The 26,374-nt window shown below is 67.1% G+C and carries 22 protein-coding genes; 13 read left to right on the top strand and 9 right to left on the bottom strand.

What is annotated here, in order from left to right; genetic code table 11:
• Nucleotides 1-86: 86 nt before the first annotated feature.
• From AB8P05_RS11280 to AB8P05_RS11270, 3 genes are all read right to left on the bottom strand, one after another.
• Nucleotides 87-377: an acylphosphatase gene (locus tag AB8P05_RS11280; RefSeq protein WP_472757998.1), complete on the bottom strand. Its 291-nt coding sequence runs from the start codon at nt 375-377 to the stop codon at nt 87-89.
• Nucleotides 374-2,122, bottom strand: coding sequence for a long-chain-fatty-acid--CoA ligase (locus AB8P05_RS11275; RefSeq protein WP_472757997.1), 1,749 nt, complete (start codon nt 2,120-2,122; stop codon nt 374-376). Before AB8P05_RS11275 ends, AB8P05_RS11280 begins: the two co-directional genes overlap by 4 nt.
• A 192-nt stretch (nt 2,123-2,314) precedes the next feature.
• Nucleotides 2,315-3,409: a serine hydrolase domain-containing protein gene (locus AB8P05_RS11270; RefSeq protein WP_472757996.1), complete on the bottom strand. Its 1,095-nt coding sequence runs from the start codon at nt 3,407-3,409 to the stop codon at nt 2,315-2,317.
• A 189-nt stretch (nt 3,410-3,598) separates the two neighbouring features.
• Here AB8P05_RS11270 and AB8P05_RS11265 point away from each other — a divergent pair, with 189 nt between their 5' ends.
• Nucleotides 3,599-4,435: a PilZ domain-containing protein gene (locus tag AB8P05_RS11265; protein ID WP_472757995.1), complete on the top strand. Its 837-nt coding sequence runs from the start codon at nt 3,599-3,601 to the stop codon at nt 4,433-4,435.
• Between the two features lie 22 nt (nt 4,436-4,457).
• Here the strand turns inward: AB8P05_RS11265 and AB8P05_RS11260 are convergent, their stop codons facing one another.
• The 4 genes from AB8P05_RS11260 to AB8P05_RS11245 form a co-directional block, all read right to left on the bottom strand.
• Entirely contained in the window at nt 4,458-6,011 is a 1,554-nt protein-coding gene (locus AB8P05_RS11260; protein ID WP_455170892.1) for a SpoVR family protein, read from the bottom strand.
• A gap of 199 nt (nt 6,012-6,210) precedes the next feature.
• Complete coding sequence (locus AB8P05_RS11255) at nt 6,211-7,503, bottom strand: YeaH/YhbH family protein (RefSeq protein ID WP_472757994.1); 1,293 nt, start codon at nt 7,501-7,503, stop codon at nt 6,211-6,213.
• Between the two features lie 134 nt (nt 7,504-7,637).
• On the bottom strand, nt 7,638-9,584 hold the full coding sequence (locus AB8P05_RS11250; protein WP_455170890.1) for a PrkA family serine protein kinase: 1,947 nt from the start codon (nt 9,582-9,584) through the stop codon (nt 7,638-7,640).
• A 912-nt stretch (nt 9,585-10,496) separates the two neighbouring features.
• Complete coding sequence (locus AB8P05_RS11245) at nt 10,497-10,940, bottom strand: response regulator (RefSeq protein ID WP_472757993.1); 444 nt, start codon at nt 10,938-10,940, stop codon at nt 10,497-10,499.
• A gap of 226 nt (nt 10,941-11,166) precedes the next feature.
• Between AB8P05_RS11245 and AB8P05_RS11240 the strand changes: the two genes are divergently transcribed.
• Complete coding sequence (locus AB8P05_RS11240) at nt 11,167-12,018, top strand: DUF4743 domain-containing protein (RefSeq protein ID WP_472757992.1); 852 nt, start codon at nt 11,167-11,169, stop codon at nt 12,016-12,018.
• Nucleotides 12,019-12,102: 84 nt separating this feature from the next.
• Here AB8P05_RS11240 and AB8P05_RS11235 read toward each other — a convergent pair whose 3' ends face one another.
• Nucleotides 12,103-12,642 carry a c-type cytochrome gene (locus AB8P05_RS11235; RefSeq protein WP_455170887.1) on the bottom strand — a complete coding sequence of 180 codons (540 nt, stop codon included), beginning with the start codon at nt 12,640-12,642 and terminating at the stop codon, nt 12,103-12,105.
• Nucleotides 12,643-12,950: 308 nt separating this feature from the next.
• Here AB8P05_RS11235 and AB8P05_RS11230 point away from each other — a divergent pair, with 308 nt between their 5' ends.
• The 4 genes from AB8P05_RS11230 to AB8P05_RS11215 all read left to right on the top strand — a co-directional run bounded on the left by AB8P05_RS11230 (nt 12,951) and on the right by AB8P05_RS11215 (nt 15,858).
• Nucleotides 12,951-13,724 (top strand): 3-deoxy-manno-octulosonate cytidylyltransferase, encoded by a 774-nt coding sequence (locus tag AB8P05_RS11230; RefSeq protein ID WP_472757991.1) that lies wholly within the window; start codon nt 12,951-12,953, stop codon nt 13,722-13,724.
• A gap of 79 nt (nt 13,725-13,803) precedes the next feature.
• Nucleotides 13,804-14,670: a prephenate dehydratase gene (locus AB8P05_RS11225; RefSeq protein ID WP_455170885.1), complete on the top strand. Its 867-nt coding sequence runs from the start codon at nt 13,804-13,806 to the stop codon at nt 14,668-14,670.
• Nucleotides 14,671-14,921: 251 nt separating this feature from the next.
• A complete protein-coding gene (locus tag AB8P05_RS11220) occupies nt 14,922-15,230 on the top strand; it encodes a hypothetical protein (protein WP_472757990.1) in 309 nt (102 codons plus the stop codon).
• A 109-nt stretch (nt 15,231-15,339) separates the two neighbouring features.
• Complete coding sequence (locus AB8P05_RS11215; RefSeq protein ID WP_472757989.1) at nt 15,340-15,858, top strand: DUF29 domain-containing protein; 519 nt, start codon at nt 15,340-15,342, stop codon at nt 15,856-15,858.
• A 21-nt stretch (nt 15,859-15,879) separates the two neighbouring features.
• Here the strand turns inward: AB8P05_RS11215 and nudC are convergent, their stop codons facing one another.
• Nucleotides 15,880-16,788 carry an NAD(+) diphosphatase gene (gene nudC, locus AB8P05_RS11210; protein WP_472757988.1) on the bottom strand — a complete coding sequence of 303 codons (909 nt, stop codon included), beginning with the start codon at nt 16,786-16,788 and terminating at the stop codon, nt 15,880-15,882.
• A 175-nt stretch (nt 16,789-16,963) separates the two neighbouring features.
• On the opposite strand from nudC, the gene hisN reads away from it, so the two are divergent.
• The 7 genes from hisN (at nt 16,964) to AB8P05_RS11175 (ending at nt 26,098) form a co-directional block, all read left to right on the top strand.
• Nucleotides 16,964-17,746: a histidinol-phosphatase gene (gene hisN, locus AB8P05_RS11205; RefSeq protein WP_472757987.1), complete on the top strand. Its 783-nt coding sequence runs from the start codon at nt 16,964-16,966 to the stop codon at nt 17,744-17,746.
• A 46-nt stretch (nt 17,747-17,792) separates the two neighbouring features.
• Complete coding sequence (locus tag AB8P05_RS11200; protein ID WP_472757986.1) at nt 17,793-18,299, top strand: hypothetical protein; 507 nt, start codon at nt 17,793-17,795, stop codon at nt 18,297-18,299.
• Nucleotides 18,300-18,373: 74 nt separating this feature from the next.
• Nucleotides 18,374-20,224, top strand: a complete 1,851-nt coding sequence (locus AB8P05_RS11195; RefSeq protein ID WP_472757985.1) for an extracellular solute-binding protein — start codon at nt 18,374-18,376, stop codon at nt 20,222-20,224.
• A gap of 85 nt (nt 20,225-20,309) precedes the next feature.
• The gene (locus AB8P05_RS11190; RefSeq protein WP_472757984.1) at nt 20,310-22,163 is read left to right on the top strand and encodes an extracellular solute-binding protein; all 1,854 of its coding nucleotides are present in this window, start codon (nt 20,310-20,312) and stop codon (nt 22,161-22,163) included.
• Between the two features lie 74 nt (nt 22,164-22,237).
• Nucleotides 22,238-23,347, top strand: coding sequence for a microcin C ABC transporter permease YejB (locus AB8P05_RS11185; protein WP_472757983.1), 1,110 nt, complete (start codon nt 22,238-22,240; stop codon nt 23,345-23,347).
• Complete coding sequence (locus AB8P05_RS11180) at nt 23,347-24,432, top strand: ABC transporter permease (RefSeq protein WP_472757982.1); 1,086 nt, start codon at nt 23,347-23,349, stop codon at nt 24,430-24,432. The genes AB8P05_RS11185 and AB8P05_RS11180 overlap by 1 nt, the downstream gene beginning before the upstream one ends.
• A gap of 25 nt (nt 24,433-24,457) precedes the next feature.
• Nucleotides 24,458-26,098 carry an ABC transporter ATP-binding protein gene (locus AB8P05_RS11175; protein ID WP_472757981.1) on the top strand — a complete coding sequence of 547 codons (1,641 nt, stop codon included), beginning with the start codon at nt 24,458-24,460 and terminating at the stop codon, nt 26,096-26,098.
• Nucleotides 26,099-26,374: the final 276 nt, after the last annotated feature.

The raw sequence follows: 26,374 nt of genomic DNA, 5'->3' as shown, positions 1-26,374 counted from the left end.
GGCTGTCGTCCCTTAGACCCTTGGCCTTTATCCACGGCGACAGCCAGCATGCCGCCGTCATGGTTAGCGGAACGCTAATGCGGACGTCACGCCGTCGGCCGCTGTTCGAAGCCGGCCATGCCGGGGTCCTGCTCCGGTTCGGACACCACGTCGCGGACGATGGCCGAGGGCGGGCCGCGGCGGCAGGCCTCCAGCATGCGGTCGACGGCGTCGGCGGGACCGGCGAACAGCGCCTCCACCGTGCCGTCGCTGCGGTTGCGGACCCAGCCGGTCAGGCCCAGCCGCCCCGCGGTATCGACGGTCCAGCCGCGATACCACACCCCCTGCACCTTGCCCTGGACGCGGACGCGAACCGCCTTCCGTTCGACGGCGCTCATGCCGAGCCACCACTCGCGGCGGCGGCGTTGCGTTTGCTCTGCTCCTCGTCCAGCAGGGCCTTGCGGGACAGTTTTCCGATCATGGTCTTGGGCAGCTCCCGGCGGAATTCCACGACTTTCGGCATCTCGATGGGCGACAGCTTGTCCTTCAGGAAGGCGTGCAGCTCCTCGGCGGTCAGGCTCTGCCCCTCGTCCAGCCGGACATAAGCCTTCACCGTCTGGCCGCGATACTCGTCCGGCACGCCGGCCACCACGCATTCGGCGACGGCGGGGTGCAGGTAGATCGCCTCCTCCACGTTGCGGGGATAGACGTTGAAGCCGCTGCACAGGATCATGTCCTTGATGCGGTCGACGATGGTGGTGTAGCCGTCCTCGTCCATCACCCCGACGTCGCCGGTGTGCAGCCGGCCGTCGACCAGCGTCTGCGCCGTCTCGTCCGGCCGGCGCCAATAGCCCTTCATCACCTGCGGCCCACGGATGCAGACCTCGCCCTTCTCGCCGGGCGGCAGCACGCGGCGCGGCTCCTCCAGGCTGACGATCTCCACGATGGTGCCGGGCAGCGGCAGGCCGATGGAGCCCTTCTTGTCGCTGTGCAGCACCGCCGGGTTCACCGTGGCGACGGGGGAGCTTTCCGACAGGCCGTAGCCCTCCACCAGCGTACAGCCGGTCGTCCGCTCGAACGCCTCCTTCACCTCCAGCGGCAGCGGCGCCCCGCCCGACATGCAGAAGCGGATGGAGGACAGGTCGAACTCCTTCAGGCGCTTGTGGTGGTTGATCGCCGTGTAGATGGTGGGGACGGCGGGGAACAGGGTGATCCGCTCCTTCTGCAGGGTGCGCATGACCTGCTCCAGCTCGAAGCGCGGCAGCAGGACGATCTCCGCCCCCAGATGCAGGCCGAAATTCATCACCGCGGTCATGGCGAAGACATGGAAGAGCGGCAGCACGCCCAGCATGCGCTCCTGCCCGTCGTCGTCGCCCTCTCCCGGCTTGCGCTCCTTCGCCGCGTACCAGGTCGCGCACTGGATGGTGTTGGCGTAGAGGTTGGCATGGGTCAGCATCGCGCCCTTCGGCACGCCGGTGGTGCCGCCGGTGTATTGCAGGACCGCCACATCCTCGCGCGCGTCGATGGCGACCGGCGCCGGCCGGCCGTCGTTGGCGATCAGCCGGGCGAAGGGGATGTGGCGGTCGTCGCGCGGGATCGCCGCGATTTCCGCCTTCTTGGCGATGGGGAACAGCCAGTTCTTCGGGAAGGGCAGGATATCGGCCATGCGGCAGATCACCAGCCGCTTCAGCCCGGTCTCGGCCAGCATCCGCGCCATCTTGTCGTACAGCAGCTTCAGGTCCAGCGTGACCATCAGGTCGATGTCGCTGTCGCCGATCTGGTGGGCCAGTTCGCGTTCGGCATAGAGCGGGTTGAAGTTCACCACCGTGCCGCCGGCCTTCAGGATGCCGAAGAAGGCGATGACGTAATAGGGCGTGTTGGGCAGGAACAGCCCGACCCGCGTGCCCTTCCCCACCCCGATGGCCTGGAAGCCGCGGGCGGCGTGGTCGACCAGCTGCCCCAGCTCGCGATAGCTGGTGCGCTTGCCCAGGAAGTTCAGGCAGGGCTTGGCGCCGTGGCGGGCGACGGCGCCGTCCAGCAGCTCCGTCAGCGGCCGGGCGGGGATCGGCATCGCCCAGTCCACCGTCGGCGGGTAGGAGGCCAGCCATGGATGATCGGGCAGTGTGCGGGCAGCTTCTCCCATGCGCGTGTCCTCCCCTATGTTCGTTTCCGGCTCGATGTCCGTTTCCGGATACCGGTTTCCCCCGGCATCGCCACACCCCGAAGTCTATGCGCCGGAGCGGGGGATTGTCCCCTGGAGAGGAGATGGTTACGCGCACAATCCGAACAAGCGGGGATACCGGCGGGAGATGAACGGAAGGGTGCCGGCGCCCCGCTAACGCCTGCCGCGCAGGCGGTGCAGCACCTCCACCGCCATCCATTCGGCGAGGTTTCCGTCCTCGCCATCCAGGAAGACGGCGACGGAGACCGGGACCGGCCCCGGCATGTGGTAGGCGACCGGCGTCACCCCCGGACCGCCGCCGGTGTGACCCCAATAGGGACCGGCCGCCGGGTCCAGCTCCATCATCAGGCCCAGGCCATAGGACGGCTCCACCCAGGGCCTGCCGGCCATCGGCCCGCCGACCGGCAGGGCGTCGCGCATCCGCCGCAGCAGCGCATCCGGCAGATACCCCTCCGTCAGGCCATGGATGAAGCGGCAGGCGTCGGACACCGTCATCGCCGCCACCCCATGCGACACCCAGCCGGGATGATAAGCTTCGGCCACCGGCCGGCCGCCGAAACTGGAACTCGGCCCGAAGAACAGCCCGGCAAGGTCGGAGCGATCGCGCAGCAGCGCCGCGCTGGACAGGCCGAGCGGCGCGAAGACCTCGCGGGCCAGCAACTCCGCCAGCGGGGCGCCGCCGGCCCGCTCCAGCAGCCGGCCGACCAGCAGATAGCCGATGTTGGAATAGGCGAAGCTGCCGACGGACGGACCTTCCAAGCCGCAGCGGGCCAGGAACTCATCGCCGCTCCACGGCTCGCCGCCGGCGGCGACGGCGGCGTGATAGTCGGCCCGCCCGCCGTAATCGGGCAGTCCGGCGCGGTGCATCAGAATCTGGGCGACGGTGACCGCCCCCGGCCGGCCGGCCAGTTCCGGCAGCCAGCGCTCCGCCGGCCCGTCCAGATCGACGATGCCGCGCGCCGCCAGCCGCAGCACGGCGGCGGCCAGGATGGTCTTGGTCAGGCTGTAGACCAGGGCGCGCCGCTCGGCCGGATCGTCGGCAGCGCTCTCGCCACGCACCGCCCGCCGCCGCAGCACCAGCGTGCGCGGCGGTTCCGCTTCGGCGCCGCGCCCGCGGAGGATGGCGACCAGCGCCGTGCCGGCGGGGGCCGGGCTGGTGCTCTCCTCCTCCAGCAGGCCGGCCAGGGCGGTCCTCAGCAGCCCCAGGTCCATATCGGCCTTCGCCGCGTTGCTGTCGTCCGTGCCCATCGCCTGCCCGCTCCCGTCCGCTTGTCCTGCTTGTCACCACCGATAAGAAGGCAGTGCCGCGGCAAAAGGAAATCCGGTCCGTTCCCACTGGGGCGCCCAGCAAGGGAGCCGTTAACCACAAACTGCCGGCTGTCGCCCGCCGCTCACCTGCGGTATCCTTTTGCGAATGCCCCTGGGGAGGGCCGGGCCATGCCCGCGATGGACGCCGACCAGCGCCGCAAACTGGAAGACCAGCTTCTCCGCAAGGCGGAGGAGGCGATCCGGAGCCTGCGCCGGGAAGCTGAAACCGGCGACCCCGCCCGCGTCGACTCGCTGGCCGAGGGGCTGGCCGGGCTGCTGAAGACCCGCGAATTTCCCAGCCTGCGCGCCGCCGAGTTCCGCGAGCTTGCCCGCGCCATCCAGCGTGGCGCCTATCAGCGCAGCGTCGATTCGCTGCTGGTCCAGGCCGAACGCTGCGGCCACCGCGGCGACGAGAAGGGGCGCAACGCCCTGTTGACCCGGGCCAAGGACCATTTCGCCAAGGCCCTGCGCTTCGGCGCCGACGACGAGTTCCGCCACGGTGTCGAACGGCGCGTGCAGGCGACGCTGATGACCAGCAAGGACGGGGTGGACGACCGCACCAAGCAAGCCGCCAAGCGCAAGCTGGACCAGCACGACGTCGGCGCCAAGCCGCCGAACGGCATCGAGCGGCGCCGGGCCATCCGCTACATGGACCCGGTGCTGGTGGTGGAGGCGGAGGGCCGGCGCTGCCGGACGATCAACTGGTCTACCCGCGGCCTGCTGGTCGATCTGCCGCCGGAGGAATTCAGCCACGCTGTCGGCGGCAAGCTGCGCCTGGAGCTGCGTTGCCCGGACATACCGGAAACCGCCGGCCACCCGGTCGGCGGCCGCCAGATCGCCCATGTGGTACGGCTCGACCCCGACCGCCGGGCGGTGGCGCTGTCATTCCCCGACATCAGCACCGTCGTGCTGGACCTGACGCACGCGATGAAGGAGGCGGGCATCAAACCGGAACCGGAACGATGACCGCACCCCTTCGCGTCCTCGCTTACACCACCCCGATCCCGCTCGGCGCCGTCACGGCGTGTTCCTTCAGGATCGCCTCCGAGATGGCCGACACCTCGACCAGCTGCACCTCGTAGCCCCACAGGTTGGCGATGTGGCGCAGCACCGCCTTGGCGTCGCTCTCGTCCAGCAGAACGCCGTTGGTGACGCGGTGCTGCAGGATCAGCTTGCGGTCGCCGGCAAGATCGACGTCGACGATCTGGATGTCCGGTTCCAGATAGCCAAGGTCGTACTGGCGGGCCAGCTTCTTGCGGATGTCGCGGTAACCACGTTCGTTGTGGATGTGATCGACCAGCAGATAGGGGTCCTCCGCGTCGTCGCGCACGCTGAACAGCTTCAGCTTCCGCATCAGGTGCGGGCTGAGATACTGCAGGACGAAGCTCTCGTCGCGGAAGTTGGCCCAGGCTTCCCGCACCGCCGCCATGCCGTCGCCGCGGCCGGCAAGCTCTGGGAACCACTGGCGGTCCTCGTCGGTCGGCTTTTCGGCGATGCGGGCGATGTCCTGCATCATCGCGAAGCCCAGCGCATAGGGGTTCAGGCCGGAGAAGCGCTTGTCGTCGAATTCCGGCTGGAACACGACCGACGTGTGGGAGTGCAGGAATTCCAGGAAGGCGCCTTCGCTGATCTGGCCGGTCTCGTGCAGGCGGCTCATGATCTGGTAATGGACGTAGGTGGCGCAGCCCTCGTTCATCACCTTTGTCTGTTTCTGCGGGTAGAAATACTGGGAGATGTGGCGGACGATGCGCAGGATTTCGCGCTGCCAATGCTCCAGCCGCGGCGCCTTCTTCTCCAGGAAATAAAGGATGTTCTCTTCCGGCAGGCCGAGCAGCTTCTTGCGCTCCGACACCGACTTGCTGGGTCGCGGGCCGGCGGCGGTCTTGGGCACCGTGCGCCACAAATCGTTGAAGGTCTGGTCCTGATATTCCTGCCGCTCGCGCTCGCGCCGTTGCTCGGTCCGGAGATCCGAGCGCTTCTTCGGATACTTGTGCACCCCCTGGCTCATCAGCGCGTGGGCGGCGTCCAGCACCCGCTCCACCGCGGCATGGCCGTAGCGCTCTTCGCAATGGGTGATGTAGGTCTTGGCGAATTCCAGATAGTCCAGAATGCCTTCGGCATCGGTCCATTGCTGGAACAGCTGGTTGTTCTTGAAGAAATGGTTGTGGCCGAAGGCGGCGTGGGCGATCACCAGCGTCTGCATCGTCATGGTGTTCTCTTCCATGATGTAGCTGATGCAGGGGCTGGAGTTGATGACGATCTCGTAGGCGAGGCCGCGATAGCCCTTGCGGTACATCATCTCGTCGCGGGCGAAATGCTTGCCGAAGGACCAGTGCTTGTACATCAGCGGCATGCCGATGGACGAATAGGCGTCGAGCATCTGCTCGGCGGTGATGACCTCGATCTGGTTGGGATAGACGTCGAGGCCCATCTCCTTCAGCGCGATGTGCTCGATGGCGTCGTAGACGCGCTTGATCTTGTCGTAATCCCACTCGACGCCGTCATACAGCAGCGCCTCGGGTCTGGTGATCACAGCGGTCATTCTCGATCTCCCCCAGCCTTCCATTCCTGGAAGGGATTCAAAACTGCCCTCTCCCGCCCCGGGAGAGGGAGGGGCCCGCCGAAGGCGGGAGGGTGAGGGGTGATCCAAAGGGCCAGAAGCGCATGGTTCCTTGGATCACCCCTCACCCTTCCCATGCTCCGCATGGGCCCCTTCCCTCTCCCGGGACGGGAGAGGGAGATTACGCCCCTGCCTTCTCGCGGGCGAACAGCTCGCGGAAGACCGGGAAGATCTCCCGGCGGGAGCGGACGCGGCGCATCGCCAGCGGGCGTTCCGGGCTCTGCACCTGCTTGTAGGTGCGCCACAGCTCGGTCTCGCGGCCCAGCGCCGACAGGCCCATGTTGTGTTCCGCCGCCACCTCGATGTAGGCGAAATACTGGCACATCGGCAGGATCACGTCGCGCAGCAGGGTCGCCGACTTGGCGTTGTCCGACGACATGTTGTCGCCGTCCGACGCCTGGGCGGCGTAGATGTTCCATTCATTGTGCGGGTACCGCTCCTGCACCACCTTCTGCATCTCCTCCAGCGCCGTCGACACCACGGTGCCGCCGGTCTCGGTGGAGTAGAAGAAGGTTTCCTCGTCCACCTCCTTGGCCTCGTGGGTGTGGCGGATGAAGACGATGTCGACCGACCGGTAGCGCCGCCGCAGGAACAGGTACAGCAGCATGAAGAAGCGCTTGGCCAGATCCTTCATGTGCTCGGTCATCGAGCCGGACACGTCCATCAGGCAGAACATCACCGCCTGGGCGATCGGCTTCGGCACCGTCTCGAACCGGTTGTAGCGGACGTCGATCGGGTCGATGAAGGGGATGCGCCTGGAGCGCAGGACGATGTGTTCCAGCTGTTCGCGCAGCGCCTGGATCTGCTCGGCATCCTCGCCGGCCTCCTCCGCCTCGCGCAGCATCTCCTCCAGCTCGCGGATCTCGTCGCGCTTGGGGCGCTTCAGCGCGATGCGGCGCGACAGGCTGTTCCGCATGGTGCGGACGAGGTTCAGGTTGGCGGGCGACCCCGACACCGAATAGCCGGCCCGGGTCAGCGTGTGCGATTCCGACTGCTTGACCTTCTGCTTCACCAGATCGGGAAGCTCCAGATCCTCCAGGAAGATGTCCAGGAACTCGTCGCGCGACAGGACGAAGCGGAACTCGTCCTCGCCCTCGCCGTCGGCGCTGCCCTCGCTGCCGCGGCCGCCACCGCCGCCGTCCGGGCGCTGGATGGTGTCGCCTTCCACATATTCCTTGTTGCCGGGAACGACATAGTCGCGCACCCCGCCCTGGCTGGCGCGATGGAAGGACGGCTCCCGCACGCCGCCGGCGGCGATCGTCACCTTCTCGCCGTTCTCGATATCCTGGATGCCCCGTTTGCCGGAGGCGTCGCGGACCGCCTTGACCACCTGTTCCTTGGCACGGCGCAGGAACCGCTGGCGGTTGGCCAGGCTCTTGCCCTGCGGGTTCAGGCGACGGTCGATGATGTTCATCAAGGGGCTGGCCCTCCCACCCGTTTCGTCACGCGGCCTTCGAACTCTGACAGCATTCTATGACAGTGGGGTTGCCGCGGGGCGTTGCAACACCCCGCCCCGCGGCAATTAAGAACCCCGTCAGCCTACCGGACTCAGCCCGCCTGCTTCACCCGCATGTACCACTCGACCAGCCGGCGGACCTGCCGCTCGGTGTAGCCGCGGGTCATCATGCGCGAGACGAACTCGGTGTGCTTCTTCTCGGTCTCGCCGTCCTTCTTCGAGCCGAAGCTGATCACCGGCAGCAGATCCTCGACCTGGCTGAACATCCGCTTCTCGATGACCTCGCGGATCTTCTCGTAGGAGGTCCAGGACGGGTTGCGGCCGGCATTCGCCGCACGCGCGCGCAGGGCGAACTTCACCACCTCGTTGCGGAAGTCTTTCGGGTTGGCGATGCCCGCCGGCTTCTCGATCTTGGTCAGCTCCTGGTTCAGCAGCTCGCGGTTCATCAGCTGCCCGGTGTCGGGATCCTTGAAGTCCTGATCCTCGATCCAGGCATCGGCATAATCGACATAGCGGTCGAACAGGTTCTGGCCGTAGTCGGAGTAGGATTCCAGATAGGCCTTCTGGATCTCGTTGCCGATGAACTCGGCGTAGCGCGGGGCGAGCTCGGCCTTGATGAACTCGACGTATTTCTTCTCCGTCTCCTCGGGGAACTGCTCGCGCCGGATCGCCTGCTCCAGCACATACATCAGATGGACCGGGTCGGCCGAGATCTCGGTGCTGTCGTAGTTGAAGGTCGAAGCCAGCACCTTGAAGGCGAAGCGGGTGGAGATGCCGCCCATGCCCTCGTCGACGCCGGCCTGGTCCTTGTACTCCTGCATCGACTTGGCCTTGGGATCGGTCTCCTTGACGCTTTCGCCGTCATAGACCCGCATCTTGCTGTAGAAGCTGCTGTTCGGGTGCTCGCGCAGGCGCGACAGCACGGAGAAGCGGGCCAGCATCTCCAGCGTCGCCGGCGCGCAAGGGGCCGTCGCCAGATCGGAGCCGTTGACCAGCTTCTCGTAGATCTTCTGCTCCTCCGCCACCCGCAGGCAGTAGGGGACCTTGATCACGCAGATGCGGTCGATGAAGGCTTCGTTGTTCTTGTTGTTCTTGAAGGTCTGCCACTCCGCCTCGTTGGAGTGGGCCAGGATCACGCCCTGGAAGGGGATGGCGCCGATGTTCTCGGACCCGACATAATTGCCCTCCTGCGTCGCGGTCAGCAGGGGGTGCAGCATCTTGATCGGGGCCTTGAACATCTCGACGAATTCCAGCATGCCCTGGGTCGCCCGGTTCAGGCCGCCGGAGAAGCTGTAGGCGTCGGGATCGTTCTGGCTGTAGATCTCAAGCTTGCGGATGTCGACCTTGCCGACGAGCGAGGAGATGTCCTGGTTGTTCTCGTCGCCCGGCTCGGTCTTGGTCACGCCGATCTGGCGCAGCTTGCTGGGGTGCAGCTTCACCACCTTGAAGCGGTTGATGTCGCCGCCGAACTCGTCGAGGCGCTTGACCGCCCACGGGCTCATCAGCCCGGTCAGGCGGCGCTTCGGGATGCCGAAGCGTTCCTCAAGCTCGTCGCCGATCTCGTCCGGGTTGAACAGGCCGAGCGGGCTTTCGAAGATCGGGCTGATCTCCTTGCCGGCCTTCAGGACATAGATCGGGCATTTCTCCACCAGCGACTTCAGCCGCTCGGCGAGAGAGGATTTGCCGCCGCCGACCGGACCCAGCAGGTAGAGGATCTGCTTGCGCTCTTCCAAGCCCTGCGCTGCGTGCCGGAAGAAGCCGACGATCCGTTCGATCGTCTCTTCCATGCCGTAGAACTCGGAAAAGGCGGGATAGACCTTGATGGTCCGGTTCATGAAGATGCGGCCCAGGCGCGGGTCGCGGGCCGTATCGACCACCTCCGGTTCGCCGATGGCGGCCAGGATGCGTTCGGAGGCCGAGGCGTAGGCCATGGGGTCGTCGCGGCACAGCTGGAGATAGTCCATCAGGGACATCTCGGTCTCGCGGCGGGTCTCGTAATTCTGCGTGTAGCGCGTGAACAGTTCGTCGGCCGGGAACATTCGTCGCTCCGTCTTATCTGGTCCGATGCGCCGGGGCGCCGCCGGTGGCTGCGGCGGCAGGCCGCGGCGCATGCCGCGATCCAAGGGGCACTCCAGGGGAGAGGCGGACCGCGCGGGGTCCGCAGCCTCCCCGCTCAGCGGTAGAAGCCAGCGGTCTGGTGTAAGGAACGGTCCTGTGAAGGCCGGGAGCCGTCCGTCCTGCGACGCGGCAACCCCCGAACGAGTCATTTTTGAATGTAATGCTCCACCTAGAGCTTTCCAGGCACTCAGGCTCCATAGCCGGAAAGCCCGCGATGGAGCCGGCCTCTGCCATAGGACCTAGGTCCCACGGCCAGGGTTGGTGCGGCGAGCGCACCCGTTCAACCCGCACGCGCATCGGCCGCGCGTGCGGAAGGTTCGGCGAAAGAAAAGAGACAGTATCGGAGAGGGACGGCGTGAAACCGGCGGCAATCGTCGTTGCCCGTCCAGTCGGGGAGAGTAGCCCAGTGAGGTTCGACCCGGTACGGTTCGATCGGGCGCTCATTATCACGCCATCGGCCTCCTCAGGAAAGCGCGCCGCCTCGACCAAGCACGGCGCAGGGACTTACCGTCGATGCTGAACTCCAAACCTTAACAAAATCCCGTCAGCGGAATTGCGGTCGGCCGTATCGCTCGGCCGGGGCGCCGCAACACCTCTTAGAGATCATGTTGCGTCCCAATCGTCCCCAGCAACAAGGCGGAAATTGGGTGATGATGGGGCACCCATACGGCACGGTGGAGGGTTACCGTTCGATTGCCGAACTGTTTCAATCACTTGGCAGGCTTGCCACAGAGTGGGAATTTTTTGGGCAACACCGGCGCCGGTCGCGGACTGCCGCCGAAGCGGGCAATCGAAGGTCGTAAAGGGGACTTTCGGACGAGGGGCGCCGGCCGTCAGGCGGGCAGCGCCGCTCCCAATCCTATGGACAGCGCCTCGCGCAGGCTGGCGGGGGTGACCGGCTTGGCCAGCACCAGGGCGGCGCCGCTGGCACGCGCCGCCGTTTCGCGGTCGTTGTCGACGCGGCCGCTCATGAAGACGACCGGCAGGCTGCTGCTGCGGGACTCCGGGCTGGCGCGCAGCGCGCGGACGAAGCCGAAGCCGTCCATCGGCTGCATCTCCACATCGCACAGCACCAGATCGGGGGCATGGGCGGCGACCGCGGCCAGCGCCGATTCGCCGTCGGCTGCCTGATGAACCGCCTTGACGCCCAGCGTGCCCAGCATCTTCGCCAGCACCATGCGGGTGAAGGATTCGTCTTCGACCACCAGGACGGACAGGGCGCCGAAGGGCGTCTCCGTCTCCTGCGCAGCCGCGCCATCAACCGATCGGTCCGCCACCACGCCCCGCCCTTTCGCTGCGCGATCCCCCGGCATGCGCCGGAGGTCATTTCGTGACTGAACCTGTGTACGATGGCAACCAAAGCGGCGCAAGATGCCCGAAGCGTCCGGCTCAAGGCGCCCGGCCCAAGGCGTTCGGCCCAAGGCGTTCGGCCCAAGGTGTTTAGCCGGGAGTGCCCTGGATGAGCGGTTGCGGCGCCGGCCCGGCCCCATGTAGATGGAAACCATGAGCTTCCTCGATCACATCCGCGCGTGCAACGCGCATGACCTGTCCGGCTTCCGTCCCTTCGAGCTGGAGGGCCACACCGTGGGCTGGGTGCGCCATGCCCTGGCCGAGGCGTTGCCCGGCGTCGATCCCGGCTTCGTCGTCACCCCCGACCGGCTGACCATCGCCCCCGAGATCCGGGATTTCGAGGCGCGCTCGACGCTGCTCGACCATGCCGCCGCCTATCTGGTCGAGCAGGGAACGGTGAAGGCACTGCGCGGGGAATATTACCCGGTCCTGCCGCGCTGGGGGGCGGAGCCGCTGGCCCGCCTCGACCGTGCCGCCGTCGGCGCCTTCGGCATCGAGGCTTTCGGCCTGCACATCAACGGCTTCGTCCGCGACGACTCCGGCGGGCTGCTGCTGTGGGTCGGCCGGCGCGCCCGCGACCGCGAGGTGGCGCCGGGCCAGTTGGACAACCTGATCGCCGGCGGCCAGCCGATCGGCCTGACGCTGGCCGAAAATCTGGAGAAGGAGGCGGCGGAGGAGGCCGGGCTCGATGCCGAGACCGCGCGGCGCGCCGTGCCGGTCGGCGCCATCAGCTATACGATGGAGACCCCGCCCGGACTGAAGCGTGACCGCCTGTTCGTCTACGACCTGGAGCTTCCGCCCGGCCTCACCCCGGTGAACACCGACGGCGAGGTGGAGACCTTCGAACTCTGGCCGCTGGACAAGGTGGCGGAGTCGGTGCGCGGCACCGGCGACTGGAAGTTCAACGTCAACCTCGTGGTGACCGACTTCCTGATCCGCCACGGCTGGCTGACCCCGGAGACGGAGCCCGACTATCTGGAGATCGCCTGCGGCCTGCGGCGGTAGGCGGGACAGCCCGCAGATCGGCCAAACAAAACGGCCCCGCCCTCTTGCGAGAGCGGGGCCGTTTTCGTGATAGCGCGACCCGCCTTACTGCGGCAGCGGCTGCGGGCTGTCAGCCAGCGAGCGCAGATAGGCGATGACGGCGGCGCGGTCCTCGTCCTTCTTCAGGCCGGCGAAGGTCATCTTCGTCCCGGCGGCATAGCCCTTCGGGTCATAGAGGAACTTGTTCAGCTCGTCATAGGTCCAGCTGCCGCCGGTCTTCACCAGGGCGTCGGAATAGCTGAAGCCCTGGATGTGGCCCTTCGGACCGCCGACGATGCCGTACAGGTTCGGGCCGACCTTGTTGGCGCCGCCCTTGTCGAAGCTGTGGCAGGCGGCGCAGGCCTTGGCGACCTTCTGGCCGTTCTCCGGGCTTGCGGCGGCGAGCAGCGGAGCGATCGGTGCCGGACCGGCGGGAGCGGCCCCCTTGTCGGCGGCGGGCGCTGCCCCCTCGGGCGTCGCGACGACATAGACACTCTTTTCCAGCGGCTTCGAATGAACCAGCACCTTGGAGGCGAATCCGGCCAGCATCGCGATCAGCCCGGCCAGCAGCACGGCGCCGAAAATCTTGTTCCACTCCATGCTCATTGATGAGCCCCTTTGTTCCCTAATTTCAGTGCACTCGGCGTTTCTCCCGCCCGCGGCTGAACGCGCCGCGGTCACCATAGCCTGCGGTCCGAAGCTTGTCATAGCCCGGTGGACCGCGAAAAAAGGTCGCATACAAATTTGTCGCAGTCACCAACCTCTTAATTTACTTGCGCATTACGCTGCATCGCAAAACATCCCCCGTTCGGGTCATGCCGGCACTTGACGCCGCAGCGGCGTCCGTGTTTCACCCGCGCCGGTATGTCACGGATCCGTGATCTACCGGCCATTTCCACCGGAGCTTCCGCGCCATGCCGACCGCCTCCAGCCCCACCCGTCCCGCCAACCCCATCGTGGTGATCCCGGCGCGCATGGCGTCCACCCGGCTGCCGGGCAAGCCGCTGGCCGACATCCTGGGCGCGCCGATGATCGTCCATGTGCTGCGCCGCGCCATGGAGGCGGCGATCGGCCCGGTGGTGGTCGCCTGCGCCGAGCCGGAGATCGCCCGCGCGGTCGAATCCGCCGGCGGCACCGCGGTGCTGACGCGCCCCGACCACCCGTCGGGCTCCGACCGCATCTTCGAGGCGCTGCAGCTGATCGACCCGGAGGGGCGTCACGACGCGGTGGTCAACGTGCAGGGCGACCTGCCGACCATCGAGCCGGAGAGCGTGCGCGCCGTCTTCGCGCCGCTGGCCGACCCGGCGGTCGACATCGCCACCCTGGTGGTGGAGATCACGCGGGAGGAGGAGCGAACCGACCCCAACGTGGTCAAGGCGGTGCTGGAGCTGCCGGCCGGTGCCCGCCAGGGCCGCGCGCTCTATTTCACCCGCGCCACCGCGCCCACCGGCGAAGGGCCGCTCCACCACCACATCGGCCTCTACGCCTACCGCCGGGCGGCGCTGGAGCGCTTCGTGTCGCTGCCGCCCTCGGTGCTGGAACAGCGCGAACGGCTGGAGCAGCTGCGCGCGCTGGCCGACGGCATGCGCATCGACGCGGCGGTCGTTGACGCGGTTCCGCTGGGTGTCGATACTCCCGCCGACCTGGAGCGCGCCTGCGCCCTCCTGTCCGCCCGCAAGGGCGGCTGAAACACGATGCCGTCCGCCCGCAAGGGCGGCTGACGCCCTAAAGACCCGCCTTATAAGATCCGCCGGGGGAACTCCGTCCATGCCCACGTCCAACATCATCGCCTTCCAGGGCTTCCCCGGCGCCTATTCCGATCTGGCCTGCCGCAACGCGCGGCCGACCATGACGACGATGCCCTGCGCCACCTTCGAGGACGCCTTCGCCGCGGTGCGCGAGGGGCGGGCGTCGCTGGCGATGATTCCGGTGGAGAACTCCATCGCAGGCCGCGTCGCCGACAACCATTATCTGCTGCCCGAAGGCGGCCTTCACATCATCGGCGAGCATTTCCAGCGGGTGAACCATCAACTGCTGGCGCCCAAGGGCGCCACGCTGGACAGCATCGAGACGGTGCGCAGCCACATCCAGGCGCTGTCGCAGTGCCAGACCGCCATCCGCAGCCTGGGCCTGCAGCCGATCAACCACGCGGACACGGCAGGCGCGGCGAAGGAAATCGCCGCGATGAACGACCCGCGCCATGCCGCCATCGCCTCCTCGCTGGCCGCGGAGATCTATGGCCTCGACATCCTGAAGAGCGGGATCGAGGACGCGACCCACAACACCACCCGCTTCCTGATCCTGGCGCGCGAGCCGAAGCTGCCGGCGCTGGGCTCCTGCAAGACGATCACGACCTTCGTCTTCCGCGTCCGCAGCGTGCCGGCCGCGCTGTACAAGGCGCTGGGCGGCTTCGCCACCAACGGCATCAACATGACCAAGCTGGAAAGCTACATGGTCGGCGGCCACTTCACCCAGACCCAGTTCTACGCCGACGTGGAGGGCCATCCCGACGAGCGCCCCCTGCGCCTCGCGCTGGAGGAGCTGGACTTCTTCGCCCGCGAGGTGAAGATCCTGGGCGTCTACCCGGCCAACCCCTTCCGCTACCAGGAAAGCCAGCGCGTCGGCGAGGACTGACCCCTCCCGCCGACACCCCCCGCTACGCCGCAAGTCTTTTCGCACCTGCCGCACGCCACGCGTCATTCCGCCGCAGCGACGCGACTTAGCCGTGGCCGTGCCCGGCGGGTGCTGGGCAGGATTAGCGGAAGTTGTTATACAATGGGAACCGGCAAGCGCCGGCTTCATAAGTCCACGAATACAACAGAACACCACGGCGGCTGACGGGTGAAACCCCGCCGACGGCCATGGCGCCACGGATGGAGGTTGCCATGCTTACGATGGACGATTGCCTGGGTTTGGCTGATCTGGAAGCGGAGGAGGTGGCGCAGATCGCCGCCCACGAACATCTCCCCTTCATGACCGCCCTGGAAAAGGGTGCCTCGCTTCTGCACGAGCCCTGGGGCGATGCGGCCGTCCGCCAGATGGTGTGGGACAACCTGTGCAGCGCCAGCCGCCGCCGTCCGGCCGAGGCGGCGTCGCTGATGACGCTCTACAACGACACCTGCGCCCGCCACCCCAACCCCTTCGACCGCCGCCGCTCCCCGACACGCGCCGCGGGACCGCAGCGGCGGCATTGAGGGGGACTCCACCCTTACGCCGCATGACCGGCTCGCCGCTCCGTGTTAAGCTTTGCGGTCTCCGCAATTCTTGCCATACGTCAGGCCAGCCATGCGCATGATCCGAGGCATGTCCAAACCACCGGTGGAACGGCCCGTTTCGCCGGCAAGGCTCGCTGCGGACACGCCGGAGGACGGGCTTTACGACGAGGATTTCGTCGCCTGGATCGAGCGTCAGGCGGCGCTGCTTCGTTCGGGCACCCTCACAGCGCTGGACCGCGCCAACCTAGCCGAAGAGCTGGAGGATATGGGTAAGGCCAAGCGGCAAGAACTGCGCAGCCGGCTTGAAGTGCTGCTCACCCATCTCCTCAAGTACCAGTTCCAGCCGGCGATGCGCACGGGCAGCTGGCTTGGAACCATCGGCGAGCAGCGACACCGCATCGAAGACGTGGTGGAGGAAAGCCCAAGCCTGCGTCCGCTGCTCGCCGAGTTGCTGGAGGATGCCAAGCTCTACAAGCGGGCCGTCCAGAAGGCGGTGCTGGAGACCGGCCTATCCGCCGGCACCTTCCCGCCGGTCAATCCCTATGGCGGGCGGGCGCTGGACGACCGCTTCTGGCCCGGTCCAGGCCCGCATCCGGACCTCGACTGAACCGGGCCGGCCAACTCCTCCTCACCCCTCCGCCATCCATTCCCGGATCAGGCGGTGGGCGATCGAATCGGGGCGGGCGAGGCGGAAGGTCTCGTCGGGGGTGTGGGTGCGCAGAAAGTCGCGGTCGAACCAGCGGGCGCTTTCCAACTCGTCGTTGCCGGTGTCGATGTCGAAGCTGGTGGCGCGCGCGGTGAAGCCCAGCATCAGCGACGACGGGAAAGGCCAGGGCTGCGACGAGCGGTATTGGATGTCGGTCACGGTCAGCCCGACCTCCTCGAACACCTCGCGGGCGACGGTGTCTTCCAGGCTTTCGCCCGGCTCGACGAAGCCGGCCAGCACCGAATGCATGCCGGGCGGGAAACGGCTCTGGCGGCCCAGCACGATGCGGTCGCCGCCGTCATGAACCAGCATGATCACCGCCGGGTCGGTGCGCGGGAAATGGTGGGTGGCGCAGTCCGGGTTGGTGCAGAGCCGCATATGCCCGCCTTCCGCCGACGCCGCCGGCGACCCGCAGACTCCGCAGAAGCGATGGCGGGCGTTCCACCACACCATGCCGCGGGCGTAGGCGCACAGAGCCGCCTCCCCCTCCGGCATCAGCGGACCGGCGGCGCGCAGATCCTCGAAGCGGCCGTTACCCCGCAGGGCTGGCAGGGCGTCCGGCTCCTCCGCCATCGACAGGTCGACGGCGAAGAGCGGGGCGCCGTCCTCCATCAGGCCGAGGAAGATCGGCACCGCGTCCAGCCCCTCCGCCGGCAGCAGCACGGCGCGCGGCGCGTCGTCCGGGCCGGCGACGAAGCTCTTCGTCTGCCACACCGGCAGGACGCGGGATGCGGGCGCGAGCCAGGCCTCCGTCAGCCAATCCTCGTCCTTGCGGCGGAGGGAGGCGCGGTCGATCGGCGTGGCGGCGTAGATGTTGGGTCGGTCGGTCATGGCCGGTGGAGGCTGCCACAAGCGGCGACGGGCGGAAAGCCCTGCCTTAAGGCCAGTTGTCTGGTGGCCGGTCGGACCATTGCCGCAGCGTGGGCGGGGCGCTTTCGGGTTTCCGGGGCGGGCCCACGCCGTTAGGATGCGGCACTCACATCGACAGCAGCTTCAAGGAGCGACCATGACCGAACCCTGCCCCGCCCCGATGGTGGCGCTCGCCCAGCGGTTGGCCGACTCCAGCGGCAGCGTGGTCCGCCGCTATTTCCGCACCCCCGTCGCCATCGACGACAAGGCCGACGCCTCGCCGGTCACCATCGCCGACCGCGAGGCGGAACATGTCATCCGCACCATCATCGAAAGCCAGCGCCCGGACGACGGCATCTACGGCGAGGAGCACGGCACCAAGAACCTGGACGCCGAATGGGTGTGGGTGATCGACCCCATCGACGGCACCAAGTCCTTCATCACCGGCCGGCCGATCTTCGGCACGCTGATCGCCCTGCTGCACCATGGCCGCCCGGTACTGGGCATCATCGACCAGCCCATCGTCGGCGACCGCTGGATCGGCGTGGAGGGCCGCCCGACCACCCACAACGGCCAGACGGTGCGCGTCCGCCCCTGCCCCGGCGGGCTGCCGGCCGCCATGTTCGGCACCACCTCCCCCGACCTGTTCCCCGGCAGCGATTACGATGCCTACCGCCGCGTCGCCGCCAAGGTGAAGACGGCGGCCTATGGCGGCGACTGCTACACCTACGGCCTGCTGGCGTCCGGCTATTACGACCTCGTCGTCGAATCTGGGCTGAAGCTCTATGACTTCGCGGCGCTGGTGCCGGTGGTGACCGGGGCCGGCGGCCTGATGACGGATTGGGAGGGCAAGCCGCTCGACGCCAACTCCAGCGGCCGGGTGATCGCTGCCGGCGATCCGCAGACCCACCGGGACGCCATGGCGGCCCTGGCCGGTTGATCGGGCTGGCTGACCCGCTTGCAGAAACGCCTATTCGGAAACCGAAATGACTGCCATCGCCCCGCCAACCCGTTCCGTCTTCGAAACGTCACCTGAAAAGCTGCGGCCATTCCTGGAAGGGCTGGCGGCGCGGGTGTCGGGCGGGTCGAACTGGATGGTCCGCAAGAAGACCGTCTGCGACCTGCTGCTGGGGCTCGACGCCTTCTTCGCCCTGCCCGCGGCCGAACGGCAGGCCCTGATGAGCGACGGTGCCGCCCCGGCGGACGCCGCGGAGGCGGACGGCGGTCCGGAGGATTTCCGCAGGGTCCTGCCGCTCTATGTCGGCGCGATCCTGGAAGGGCTGAAGGAAACGGTCATTGCGTCCCCGGAACAGGCCGCCATCTACCTGTTGTCCATCCACCCCGAACATCAGACGGCGGCGGAAGCCTGGATGCTGGCCGACCCGCGCAACGGAAAGTCGGTGCGCAGACTGATGCGGACCGACCGTCGCTATCGCCAGTTGATGGACCGCATGGCCGACCACTGGCGGACGGCGGGAAACGGCGGAGCGTGAGACGGAATTGCGCTTGACCGGGACGCGGACGTGGCAATCTAACCAAGACGCCCGCTCCCGACACAGGACCGCCGATGCGCCGCCTCCTCGCCGTTGCCGCCACGATCCTGACCCTCGCCGCACCGGCCGCCTTCACGCCGGCACAAGCCGCGAACGTGACCGTCACCGCGCTGAAGCAGTTCGGGGAGCCTCAGTTCAAGCCGGGCTTCACCCATTTCCCCCATGTCAACCCGGACGCGCCCAAGGGCGGATCGGTGTCGCTGGCCGGGTCGCAGCCGGGATCCTACGACAGCCTGAACGGCCTGATCCTGCGCGGGGTGCGGCCGCGGACGCTGGGGCTGATCTCCGACACGCTGATGGTCGGGTCCGGCTGGGAGCTGGACGCCGCCTACGCCCATCTGGCGGAAAGCGTGGAGGTGCCCGACGATTACGGCTGGGCGATCTTCACGCTGCGCCAGGGTGCCCGCTGGCATGACGGCACGCCGATCACCAGCGCCGACGCCGTCTTCACCTGGGACGCCATCCAGGCCCACGGCGCGCCCTTTCTCAAGTCCTTCCTCGACCACACCGCCAAGGTGGAGGCGCTGGACGACCGCCGCTTCAAGATCACCCTGACCGGCACGGGGGAGATCAAGCCGATCATCGACTTCGCCACGACCTTCGCGCCGCAGCCCAGGCATTGGTGGACGGCGCAGGGGCGCGACATCTCCAAGACGACGCTGGAGCCGGTGCTGGGCAGCGGCCCCTACCGGATCAAGAGTGTCGATCCCGGCCGTTCCATCACCTACGAGCGGGTGGCCGACTGGTGGGCGAAGGATCTGCCGACCGCCCGCGGCTTCTACAATTTCGACACGGTGAAGGAAGACTTCTACCGCGACGACGACGTGATGTTCGAGGCGTTCAAGGCCGGCGCCTATGATTTCCGCGGCGAATACCGGGCGCAGCGCTGGACCACCGGCTACGACTTCCCTGCCGTCAGCGACGGCCGCGTCGTGAAGCTGGAGGTGCCGAGCGAACTGCCGCTGGGCGCCCAGGGCTTCCGACTGAACACCCGCCGCGACAAGTTCGCCGACCCCCGCGTGCGCGAGGGGCTGGCCCTGCTGTTCGATTTCGATTGGATCCAGAAGAACATCCTGTACGGCCAGTACAAACGGACGCTCAGCAACTTCCCCAACTCCGACTTCGGCGCCAAGGGGCCGCCCGGCCCGGCGGAGCTGGCCCTGCTGGAGCCGTTCAAGTCGCAGCTGTCGGAGCGGCTGCTGACCCAGCCTTTCACCCTGCCGACCACCGACGGCAGCGGCAACAACCGCGCCCAGGTGCGCGAGGCGACGCGCCTGTTCAAGGAGGCCGGCTGGGAGGTCCGCAACGGCAAGCTGACCAACGTGAAGACCGGCGCGGTGATGGCGATCGAGTTCCTCGACGGCACCGGCGCGCTGACCCGCGTCATCCAGCCCTATATCGAGAGCCTGCGCCGCGTCGGCATCGACGCCACCATGCGCCTTGTCGATACCGCCCAGTATCAGGCGCGGCTGGACGAATTCGATTTCGACGCCATCATCGTCAATCTCGCCTTCTTCACCCCGCCCGGCACCGAATTGCGGGGCTATTTCGGCTCTGCCGCGGCGGGCGTCAGGGGATCGGCCAACTATTCCGGCATCCATGACCCGGTCGTCGACGCGCTGATCGAAAAGGCGCTGGCCGCCAAGGACCTCGATTCGGTCCAGGCCGCCACCCGCGCGCTCGACCGCGTCCTGCTGTGGGGCTTCTACATGGTGCCGCAATGGCACAATCCGGAAAGCTGGATCGCCCACAAGGCGTGGCTGGCCCATCCCCCGGTCTGGCCGAAATACGATCAGGCCTATCGCAGCACCAATTTCCCGGCGACATGGTGGGTCGATGCGGCTAGCAAGGCAGGGCAGCCTTGATGACGCCCCATTGCGAGGCTAACTCCATCACGCTGAACGATTTTTGGACAATGATCGAGGGAGGGGACCGGGCATGACCTGTCGGATGCGGTGGTTGAACACCGGCGTGACGGCAATGAAGGCAGGGGCGGCGATGGCGGCGCTTCTGCTGCTGGCGTCCCCGCTCGCGGCGCAGGAAAAGGGCAGCCACGCCCTGGCCCTGCACGGCCAGCCGAAATACGGGCCGGACTTCCAGCATCTCGACTACGTCAATCCCGACGCGCCGAAGGGCGGCGAGGTCAAGCTGATGGCCTTCGGCGGCTTCGACAACCTCAACCCCTTCATCCTGCGCGGGCAGGCCGCCGCCGGGGCCGGGCTGGTCTTCCAGACCCTGACCACCAGCAACGGCGACGAGGCGATCACCGAATACGGCCTGCTGGCCGAGACCATCCAGGTCGCCGACGACCGCACCTGGGTCGCCTTCACCCTGCGGCCGGAGGCCCGCTTCCACGACGGCAAGCCGGTCACCGCCGACGACGTGATCTGGAGCTTCGACACGTTGCGGGAAAAGGGCCACCCGCTCTACCGCACCTACTATGCCGACGTCACGAAGGCGGAGAAGACCGGCGAGCGGACGGTCAAATTTTCGTTCCGGGATGGCAATAATCCCGAGCTGCCGGTCATCATGGGCCAGCTGCCGGTTCTGCCCAAGCACACCTTCGCCAACCGCGACTTCGCCACCACGACGCTGGAGCCGCTGGTCGGCAGCGGTCCCTACAAGGTGGTGGACGTCCAGCCCGGCCGCGCCATCACCTATGAGCGGGTGAAGGACTGGTGGGCCAAGGATCTGCCGATCAACCGCGGCCGCTACAATTTCGACCGCATCCGCTACGACTATTACCGCGATCTCGACGTGGCGTTCGAAGCGTTCAAGGCCGGCGCCTATGATTTCCGGCTGGAGAATTCCTCGAAGAACTGGACCACCGGCTACAATGTCCCGGCGGTGCAGAACGGCCAGATCGTGAAGGAGGAGCTGAAGCACGAAGACCCGCAGGGCATGCAGGCCTTCGTCTTCAACATCCGCCGCCCGATCTTCCAGGACCGCCGCGTGCGCGAGGCGCTGAATTACCTGTTCGACTATGAATGGACGCGCGCCAACCTGTCCTACGGCCTCTACCAGCGCACCAGGAGCTATTTCGCCAACACCGAACTGGCGGCGACCGGCCTGCCCTCGCCCGCCGAACTGAAGCTGCTGGAACCGTTCCGCGGCCAGATCCCGGACGAGGTGTTCACCAAGCCCTACGAGCCGCCGAAGACCGACGCCAGCGGCAACATCCGCGGCAACCTGCGCACGGCACTCGGCCTGCTGAAGGACGCCGGTTGGGAGTTGAAGAACGGCAAGCTGGCCAACGCGCAGGGCCAGCCCTTCCGCTTCGAGATCCTGCTGGTGCAGGCCGACATGGAGCGTATCGTCCAGCCCTTCGTCCGCAACCTGGAGCGTGCCGGCATCGAAGCGCAGATCCGCGTGGTCGACAGCGCGCAGTACCAGAACCGCACCGATAATTTCGATTACGATATGATTATCGAGCGGTTCGCGCAGTCGTTGTCGCCCGGCAACGAACAGCGCGATTACTGGGAATCCTCGCGCGCCGACCAGCCCGGCAGCCGCAATGCCATCGGCATCAAGAACCCGGCGATCGACAAGCTGGTGGAGACGCTGATCGCCGCCCCCGACCGCGAGGCGCTGATCACCGCCACCCGGGCGCTGGACCGCGTGCTGCTGTGGAACTGGTACGTCATCCCGCACTGGCACGACACGGTGTACCGCGTCGCCTATTGGAACCGTTTCTCCCATCCGGCGGTTGCCCCGAAATACGGCCTGGGCTTCTCCGACACATGGTGGGTCGATGCGGACAAGAACGCCAAGCTCGCCAACAGCGCGCGCCGCACGGGCCCCTGAACTGTCTGACATGCACAACGGTCTGGTCTAAGCTGCCGTTTCCTTGAGGATTGGGGAGGGTCGGGACACCTGCGATGCTGGCTTACATCATCCGCCGCCTGTTGCTGATCATCCCCACCCTGTTCGGGATCATGGTGATCAATTTCCTGATCGTGCAGATCGCCCCCGGCGGCCCGATCGAGCAGATGATCGCCCGCGTCCAGGGCACGGCGGTGGAAGCGACGTCGCGCATCGGCGGCACCGCCGGCGGCGACGCCAACACCGCCCAGCGCCAGAACCAGACCGCCGGCGATAGCGGCGGCAAGTATCGCGGCGCCCAGGGCCTGGACCCCGCCTTCATCAAGCAGCTGGAGAAGGAATTCGGCTTCGACAAGCCGATCCACGAACGCTTCATCCACATGATGTCGAACTACATCGTGTTCGATTTCGGGACCAGCTACTTCCGGGACCGCCGCGTGGTCGATCTGGTGCTGGAAAAGATGCCGGTGTCGATCTCGCTCGGCATCTGGACGACGCTGATCGTCTATCTGGTCTCCATTCCCTTGGGCATCGCCAAGGCGGTGCGCGACGGCCAGCCCTTCGACGTCTGGACCAGCGGCGTGGTCATCGTCGGCTACGCCATCCCCAGCTTCCTGTTCGCCGTGCTGCTGATCGTGGTGTTCGCCGGCGGCCGCTATCTCGACTGGTTCCCCTTGCGCGGGCTGGTGTCGGACAATTGGGGCAGCCTGCCCTGGTACAAGCAGGTGCTCGACTATTTCTGGCACATGGCGCTGCCGGTTCTGTCGATGGTGATCGGCGGCTTCGCCGGCCTGACCATGCTGACCAAGAACTCCTTCATGGAGGAGATCGGCAAGCAGTACGTCATCACCGCCCGCGCCAAGGGCCTGACGGAAAACCGCGTGCTGTACGGCCATGTCTTCCGCAACGCCATGCTGATCGTCATCGCCGGCTTCCCCGGCGCCTTCATCGGCATCCTGTTCACCGGCGCCCTGCTGATCGAGGTGATCTTCTCGCTCGACGGGCTGGGGCTGCTGGGCTTCGAGGCGGCGATCAACCGCGACTATCCCGTGATGTTCGGCACGCTGTACTTCTTCACGCTGCTGGGGCTGATCATGAATCTGGTCGGCGACATCACCTATGTGATGGTCGATCCCCGCATCGACTTCGAATCGCGGAGGGTGTGATGACTCCGCTGACCCGGCGCCGGCTGGCCAACTTCAAGGCGAACCGCCGCGGCCTCTGGTCCTTCTGGATCTTCCTGGTGCTGTTCGTCCTCTCGCTGGGGGCGGAGTTCATCGCCAACGACAAGCCGCTGCTGGTCGAATACGAGAACCAGTATTACTGGCCGGTCTTTCAGACTTATCCGGAGACCACCTTCGGCGGCGAGTTCGAGACGGAGACCGATTACCGCGACCCCTATGTCCGCGACCTGATCCAGGCCAAGGGCTGGATGGTCTGGCCGCCGATCCCCTACAGCTACCGGACCATCAACTACAACCTGCCGGTCCCCGCCCCCGCCCCGCCGTCCGCCGACAACTGGCTGGGCACCGACGACCAGGGGCGCGACGTGGTGGCACGGCTGATCTACGGCTTCCGCATCTCGGTGCTGTTCGGTCTGGTGCTTACCGCCTTCTCCTCCGTCGTGGGCGTGGCGGCCGGCGCGGTGCAGGGCTATTTCGGCGGGCTGACCGACCTGCTGTTCCAGCGCTTCATCGAGATCTGGCAGGGGCTTCCCACCCTGTTCCTCCTCATCATCCTGGCCAGCGTGGTGACGCCGACCTTCTGGTGGCTGCTGGGACTGCTGCTGCTGTTCTCGTGGACTGCCCTTGTCCATGTGGTGCGGGCGGAGTTCCTGCGGGCACGCAACCTCGATTACGTGCGCGCCGCCAAGGCGCTGGGCGCCGGCGACGTCACCATCATGGTGCGCCATGTGCTGCCCAACGCGATGGTGGCGACGCTGACCTTCATGCCCTTCATCCTCAACGGCTCCATCACCACGCTGACGGCGCTGGACTTCCTGGGCTTCGGCCTGCCGCCGGGATCGCCCTCGCTGGGCGAGCTGCTGGCCCAGGGCAAGGCCAACCTGCAGGCGCCCTGGCTGGGCCTGACCGCCTTCTTCGTTCTGGCGATCATGCTGAGCCTGCTGATCTTCATCGGCGAGGCGGTGCGCGACGCCTTCGACCCGCGCAAGACCATCGCACAGATGTCCACTGCGCTGCCCGGCGAGGCCGCCGCGGCGACGGCGGCGCGCAAGGAGGCGGCGGAGTGACGATGACGACCGTTAAGAGCCCGACATGACCACCATGCCCCCCAACCCCGACCTGCTGTCCGTGCGGGGCCTGCGTGTCGATTTCCGGTCCGGCGCCGGTGCGACGCAGGCCGTCAAGGGCGTGTCCTTCGACATCCAGAAGGGCGAGACGGTGGCGCTCGTCGGCGAATCGGGCTCCGGCAAGTCGGTCACGGCTCTGTCGATCCTGCAGTTGCTGCCCTACCCGATGGCGCACCATCCCGCCGGCTCGATCCGTTTCCGCGACACCGAGCTTCTCGGAGCCGACGAGCGGACCCTGCGGCAGGTGCGCGGCAACCGCATCGCCATGATCTTCCAGGAGCCGATGACCTCGCTGAACCCGCTGCACAGCATCGAGCGGCAGATCAACGAGACCCTGTTCCTGCACAAGCGCCTGTCGACCGCCGCCGCCCGCGCCCGCACGCTGGAGCTGCTGCGTCTCGTCGGCCTGCCCGACCCGGAAAAGCGGCTGACCGCCTACCCGCACGAGCTGTCGGGCGGCCAGCGCCAGCGCGTGATGATCGCCATGGCGCTCGCCAACGAACCCGACCTGCTGATCGCCGACGAGCCGACGACGGCGCTCGATGTCACCATCCAGGCGCAGATCCTGGCGCTGCTGAAGGATCTGCAGAGCCGCTTCGGCATGGCGCTGCTGCTGATCACCCACGACCTGGGCGTGGTGCGCAAGATGGCGGACCGCGTCTGCGTGATGAACCAGGGCGAGATCGTCGAGCAGGCCAAGGTCGACGACCTGTTCATCCGCCCGCGCCACCCCTACACCCAGAAACTGCTGTCGGCCGAGCCGCGCGGCAACCCGCTGTCGCCGCCCGAGGACGCGGCGGAGGTGATGGCCGCCGACAAGCTGAAGGTCTATTTCCCGATCAAGAAGGGCCTGCTGCGCCGCACCGTCGGCCATATCAAGGCGGTGGACGGCGTCGACGTGGCGGTCCGCCGCGGCCACACCGTCGGCGTCGTCGGCGAATCGGGATCGGGCAAGACGACGCTGGGTCTGGCGCTGCTGCGCCTGCATGCCAGCGAGGGCGCCATCCGCTTCGACGGCACCGACATCCAGGGCTGGCAGCCGAAGCGCCTGCGGGGCTTGCGGCGGGAGATGCAGATCGTCTTCCAGGACCCCTATGGCAGCCTGTCGCCCCGCCTGTCGGTCGGCCAGATCATCGGCGAGGGGCTGGGCATCCACGGCATCGGTGACAGCAAGGAACGCGAGGCGATGGTCGCTCGCGCGCTGGAGGAGGTCGGCCTGCCGCCGGAGGCGCGCAACCGCTACCCGCACGAGTTCTCCGGCGGCCAGCGCCAGCGCATCGCCATCGCCCGCGCCCTGGTGCTGAAGCCGAAATTCGTCGTGCTGGACGAGCCGACCTCGGCGCTCGACATGTCGGTGCAGGCGCAGATCGTCGACCTGTTGCGCGACATCCAGGCCCGCCACAACCTCGCCTACCTGTTCATCAGCCACGATCTGCGGGTGGTGCGGGCACTGTCCAGCCACGTCATGGTGATGAAGGACGGCAAGGTGGTCGAACAGGGCCCGACCCAGCGCATCTTCGAGGAGCCGCGCGAGGAGTACACCCGCGCCCTGCTCGCCGCCGCGCTGAACCTCGAAGCCGTGGAGTCGCCGGCGGTGCGGACGTGAGGGGGGCGTGAGACGGCCGTGATCCCCCCGGTGCGTGGGATACGGACAAGATCTCCACGGATTTCACGGATTTCGACACGGATTACACGGATTTTTCTGAACTTGGCGACGCTTCGGCTTTTCCCGATGGCCGTCGCTTCAGAACGCCACATCCGTGAAATCCGTGCCCCAATCCGCGAAATCCGTGGAAAGCCCACGCGCCGAAACCGCACCGCCCGGAACAACCCGCCACTCCGCCAAAGGCTTTATCCCGAGCGGCTCCACGGGTAGGGTAGC

Source organism: Azospirillum sp. VT-I1 (assembly GCF_055698305.1).
The sequence above is the reverse complement of the archived record's forward strand: the minus strand, read 5'-3'. Positions and strand labels throughout refer to the sequence as shown.

What these genes read in the sequence shown, in the direction of transcription:
- AB8P05_RS11280 (WP_472757998.1), bottom strand. Translation starts at nt 377, where the DNA reads ATGAGCGCCGTCGAACGGAAGGCGGTTCGCGTCCGCGTCCAGGGCAAG.
- AB8P05_RS11275 (WP_472757997.1), bottom strand. Translation starts at nt 2,122, where the DNA reads ATGGGAGAAGCTGCCCGCACACTGCCCGATCATCCATGGCTGGCCTCC.
- AB8P05_RS11270 (WP_472757996.1), bottom strand. Translation starts at nt 3,409, where the DNA reads ATGGGCACGGACGACAGCAACGCGGCGAAGGCCGATATGGACCTGGGG.
- AB8P05_RS11265 (WP_472757995.1), top strand. Translation starts at nt 3,599, where the DNA reads ATGCCCGCGATGGACGCCGACCAGCGCCGCAAACTGGAAGACCAGCTT.
- AB8P05_RS11260 (WP_455170892.1), bottom strand. Translation starts at nt 6,011, where the DNA reads ATGACCGCTGTGATCACCAGACCCGAGGCGCTGCTGTATGACGGCGTC.
- AB8P05_RS11255 (WP_472757994.1), bottom strand. Translation starts at nt 7,503, where the DNA reads ATGAACATCATCGACCGTCGCCTGAACCCGCAGGGCAAGAGCCTGGCC.
- AB8P05_RS11250 (WP_455170890.1), bottom strand. Translation starts at nt 9,584, where the DNA reads ATGTTCCCGGCCGACGAACTGTTCACGCGCTACACGCAGAATTACGAG.
- AB8P05_RS11240 (WP_472757992.1), top strand. Translation starts at nt 11,167, where the DNA reads ATGAGCTTCCTCGATCACATCCGCGCGTGCAACGCGCATGACCTGTCC.
- AB8P05_RS11235 (WP_455170887.1), bottom strand. Translation starts at nt 12,642, where the DNA reads ATGAGCATGGAGTGGAACAAGATTTTCGGCGCCGTGCTGCTGGCCGGG.
- AB8P05_RS11230 (WP_472757991.1), top strand. Translation starts at nt 12,951, where the DNA reads ATGCCGACCGCCTCCAGCCCCACCCGTCCCGCCAACCCCATCGTGGTG.
- AB8P05_RS11225 (WP_455170885.1), top strand. Translation starts at nt 13,804, where the DNA reads ATGCCCACGTCCAACATCATCGCCTTCCAGGGCTTCCCCGGCGCCTAT.
- AB8P05_RS11220 (WP_472757990.1), top strand. Translation starts at nt 14,922, where the DNA reads ATGCTTACGATGGACGATTGCCTGGGTTTGGCTGATCTGGAAGCGGAG.
- AB8P05_RS11215 (WP_472757989.1), top strand. Translation starts at nt 15,340, where the DNA reads ATGTCCAAACCACCGGTGGAACGGCCCGTTTCGCCGGCAAGGCTCGCT.
- nudC (WP_472757988.1), bottom strand. Translation starts at nt 16,788, where the DNA reads ATGACCGACCGACCCAACATCTACGCCGCCACGCCGATCGACCGCGCC.
- hisN (WP_472757987.1), top strand. Translation starts at nt 16,964, where the DNA reads ATGACCGAACCCTGCCCCGCCCCGATGGTGGCGCTCGCCCAGCGGTTG.
- AB8P05_RS11200 (WP_472757986.1), top strand. Translation starts at nt 17,793, where the DNA reads ATGACTGCCATCGCCCCGCCAACCCGTTCCGTCTTCGAAACGTCACCT.
- AB8P05_RS11195 (WP_472757985.1), top strand. Translation starts at nt 18,374, where the DNA reads ATGCGCCGCCTCCTCGCCGTTGCCGCCACGATCCTGACCCTCGCCGCA.
- AB8P05_RS11190 (WP_472757984.1), top strand. Translation starts at nt 20,310, where the DNA reads ATGCGGTGGTTGAACACCGGCGTGACGGCAATGAAGGCAGGGGCGGCG.
- AB8P05_RS11185 (WP_472757983.1), top strand. Translation starts at nt 22,238, where the DNA reads ATGCTGGCTTACATCATCCGCCGCCTGTTGCTGATCATCCCCACCCTG.
- AB8P05_RS11180 (WP_472757982.1), top strand. Translation starts at nt 23,347, where the DNA reads ATGACTCCGCTGACCCGGCGCCGGCTGGCCAACTTCAAGGCGAACCGC.
- AB8P05_RS11175 (WP_472757981.1), top strand. Translation starts at nt 24,458, where the DNA reads ATGACCACCATGCCCCCCAACCCCGACCTGCTGTCCGTGCGGGGCCTG.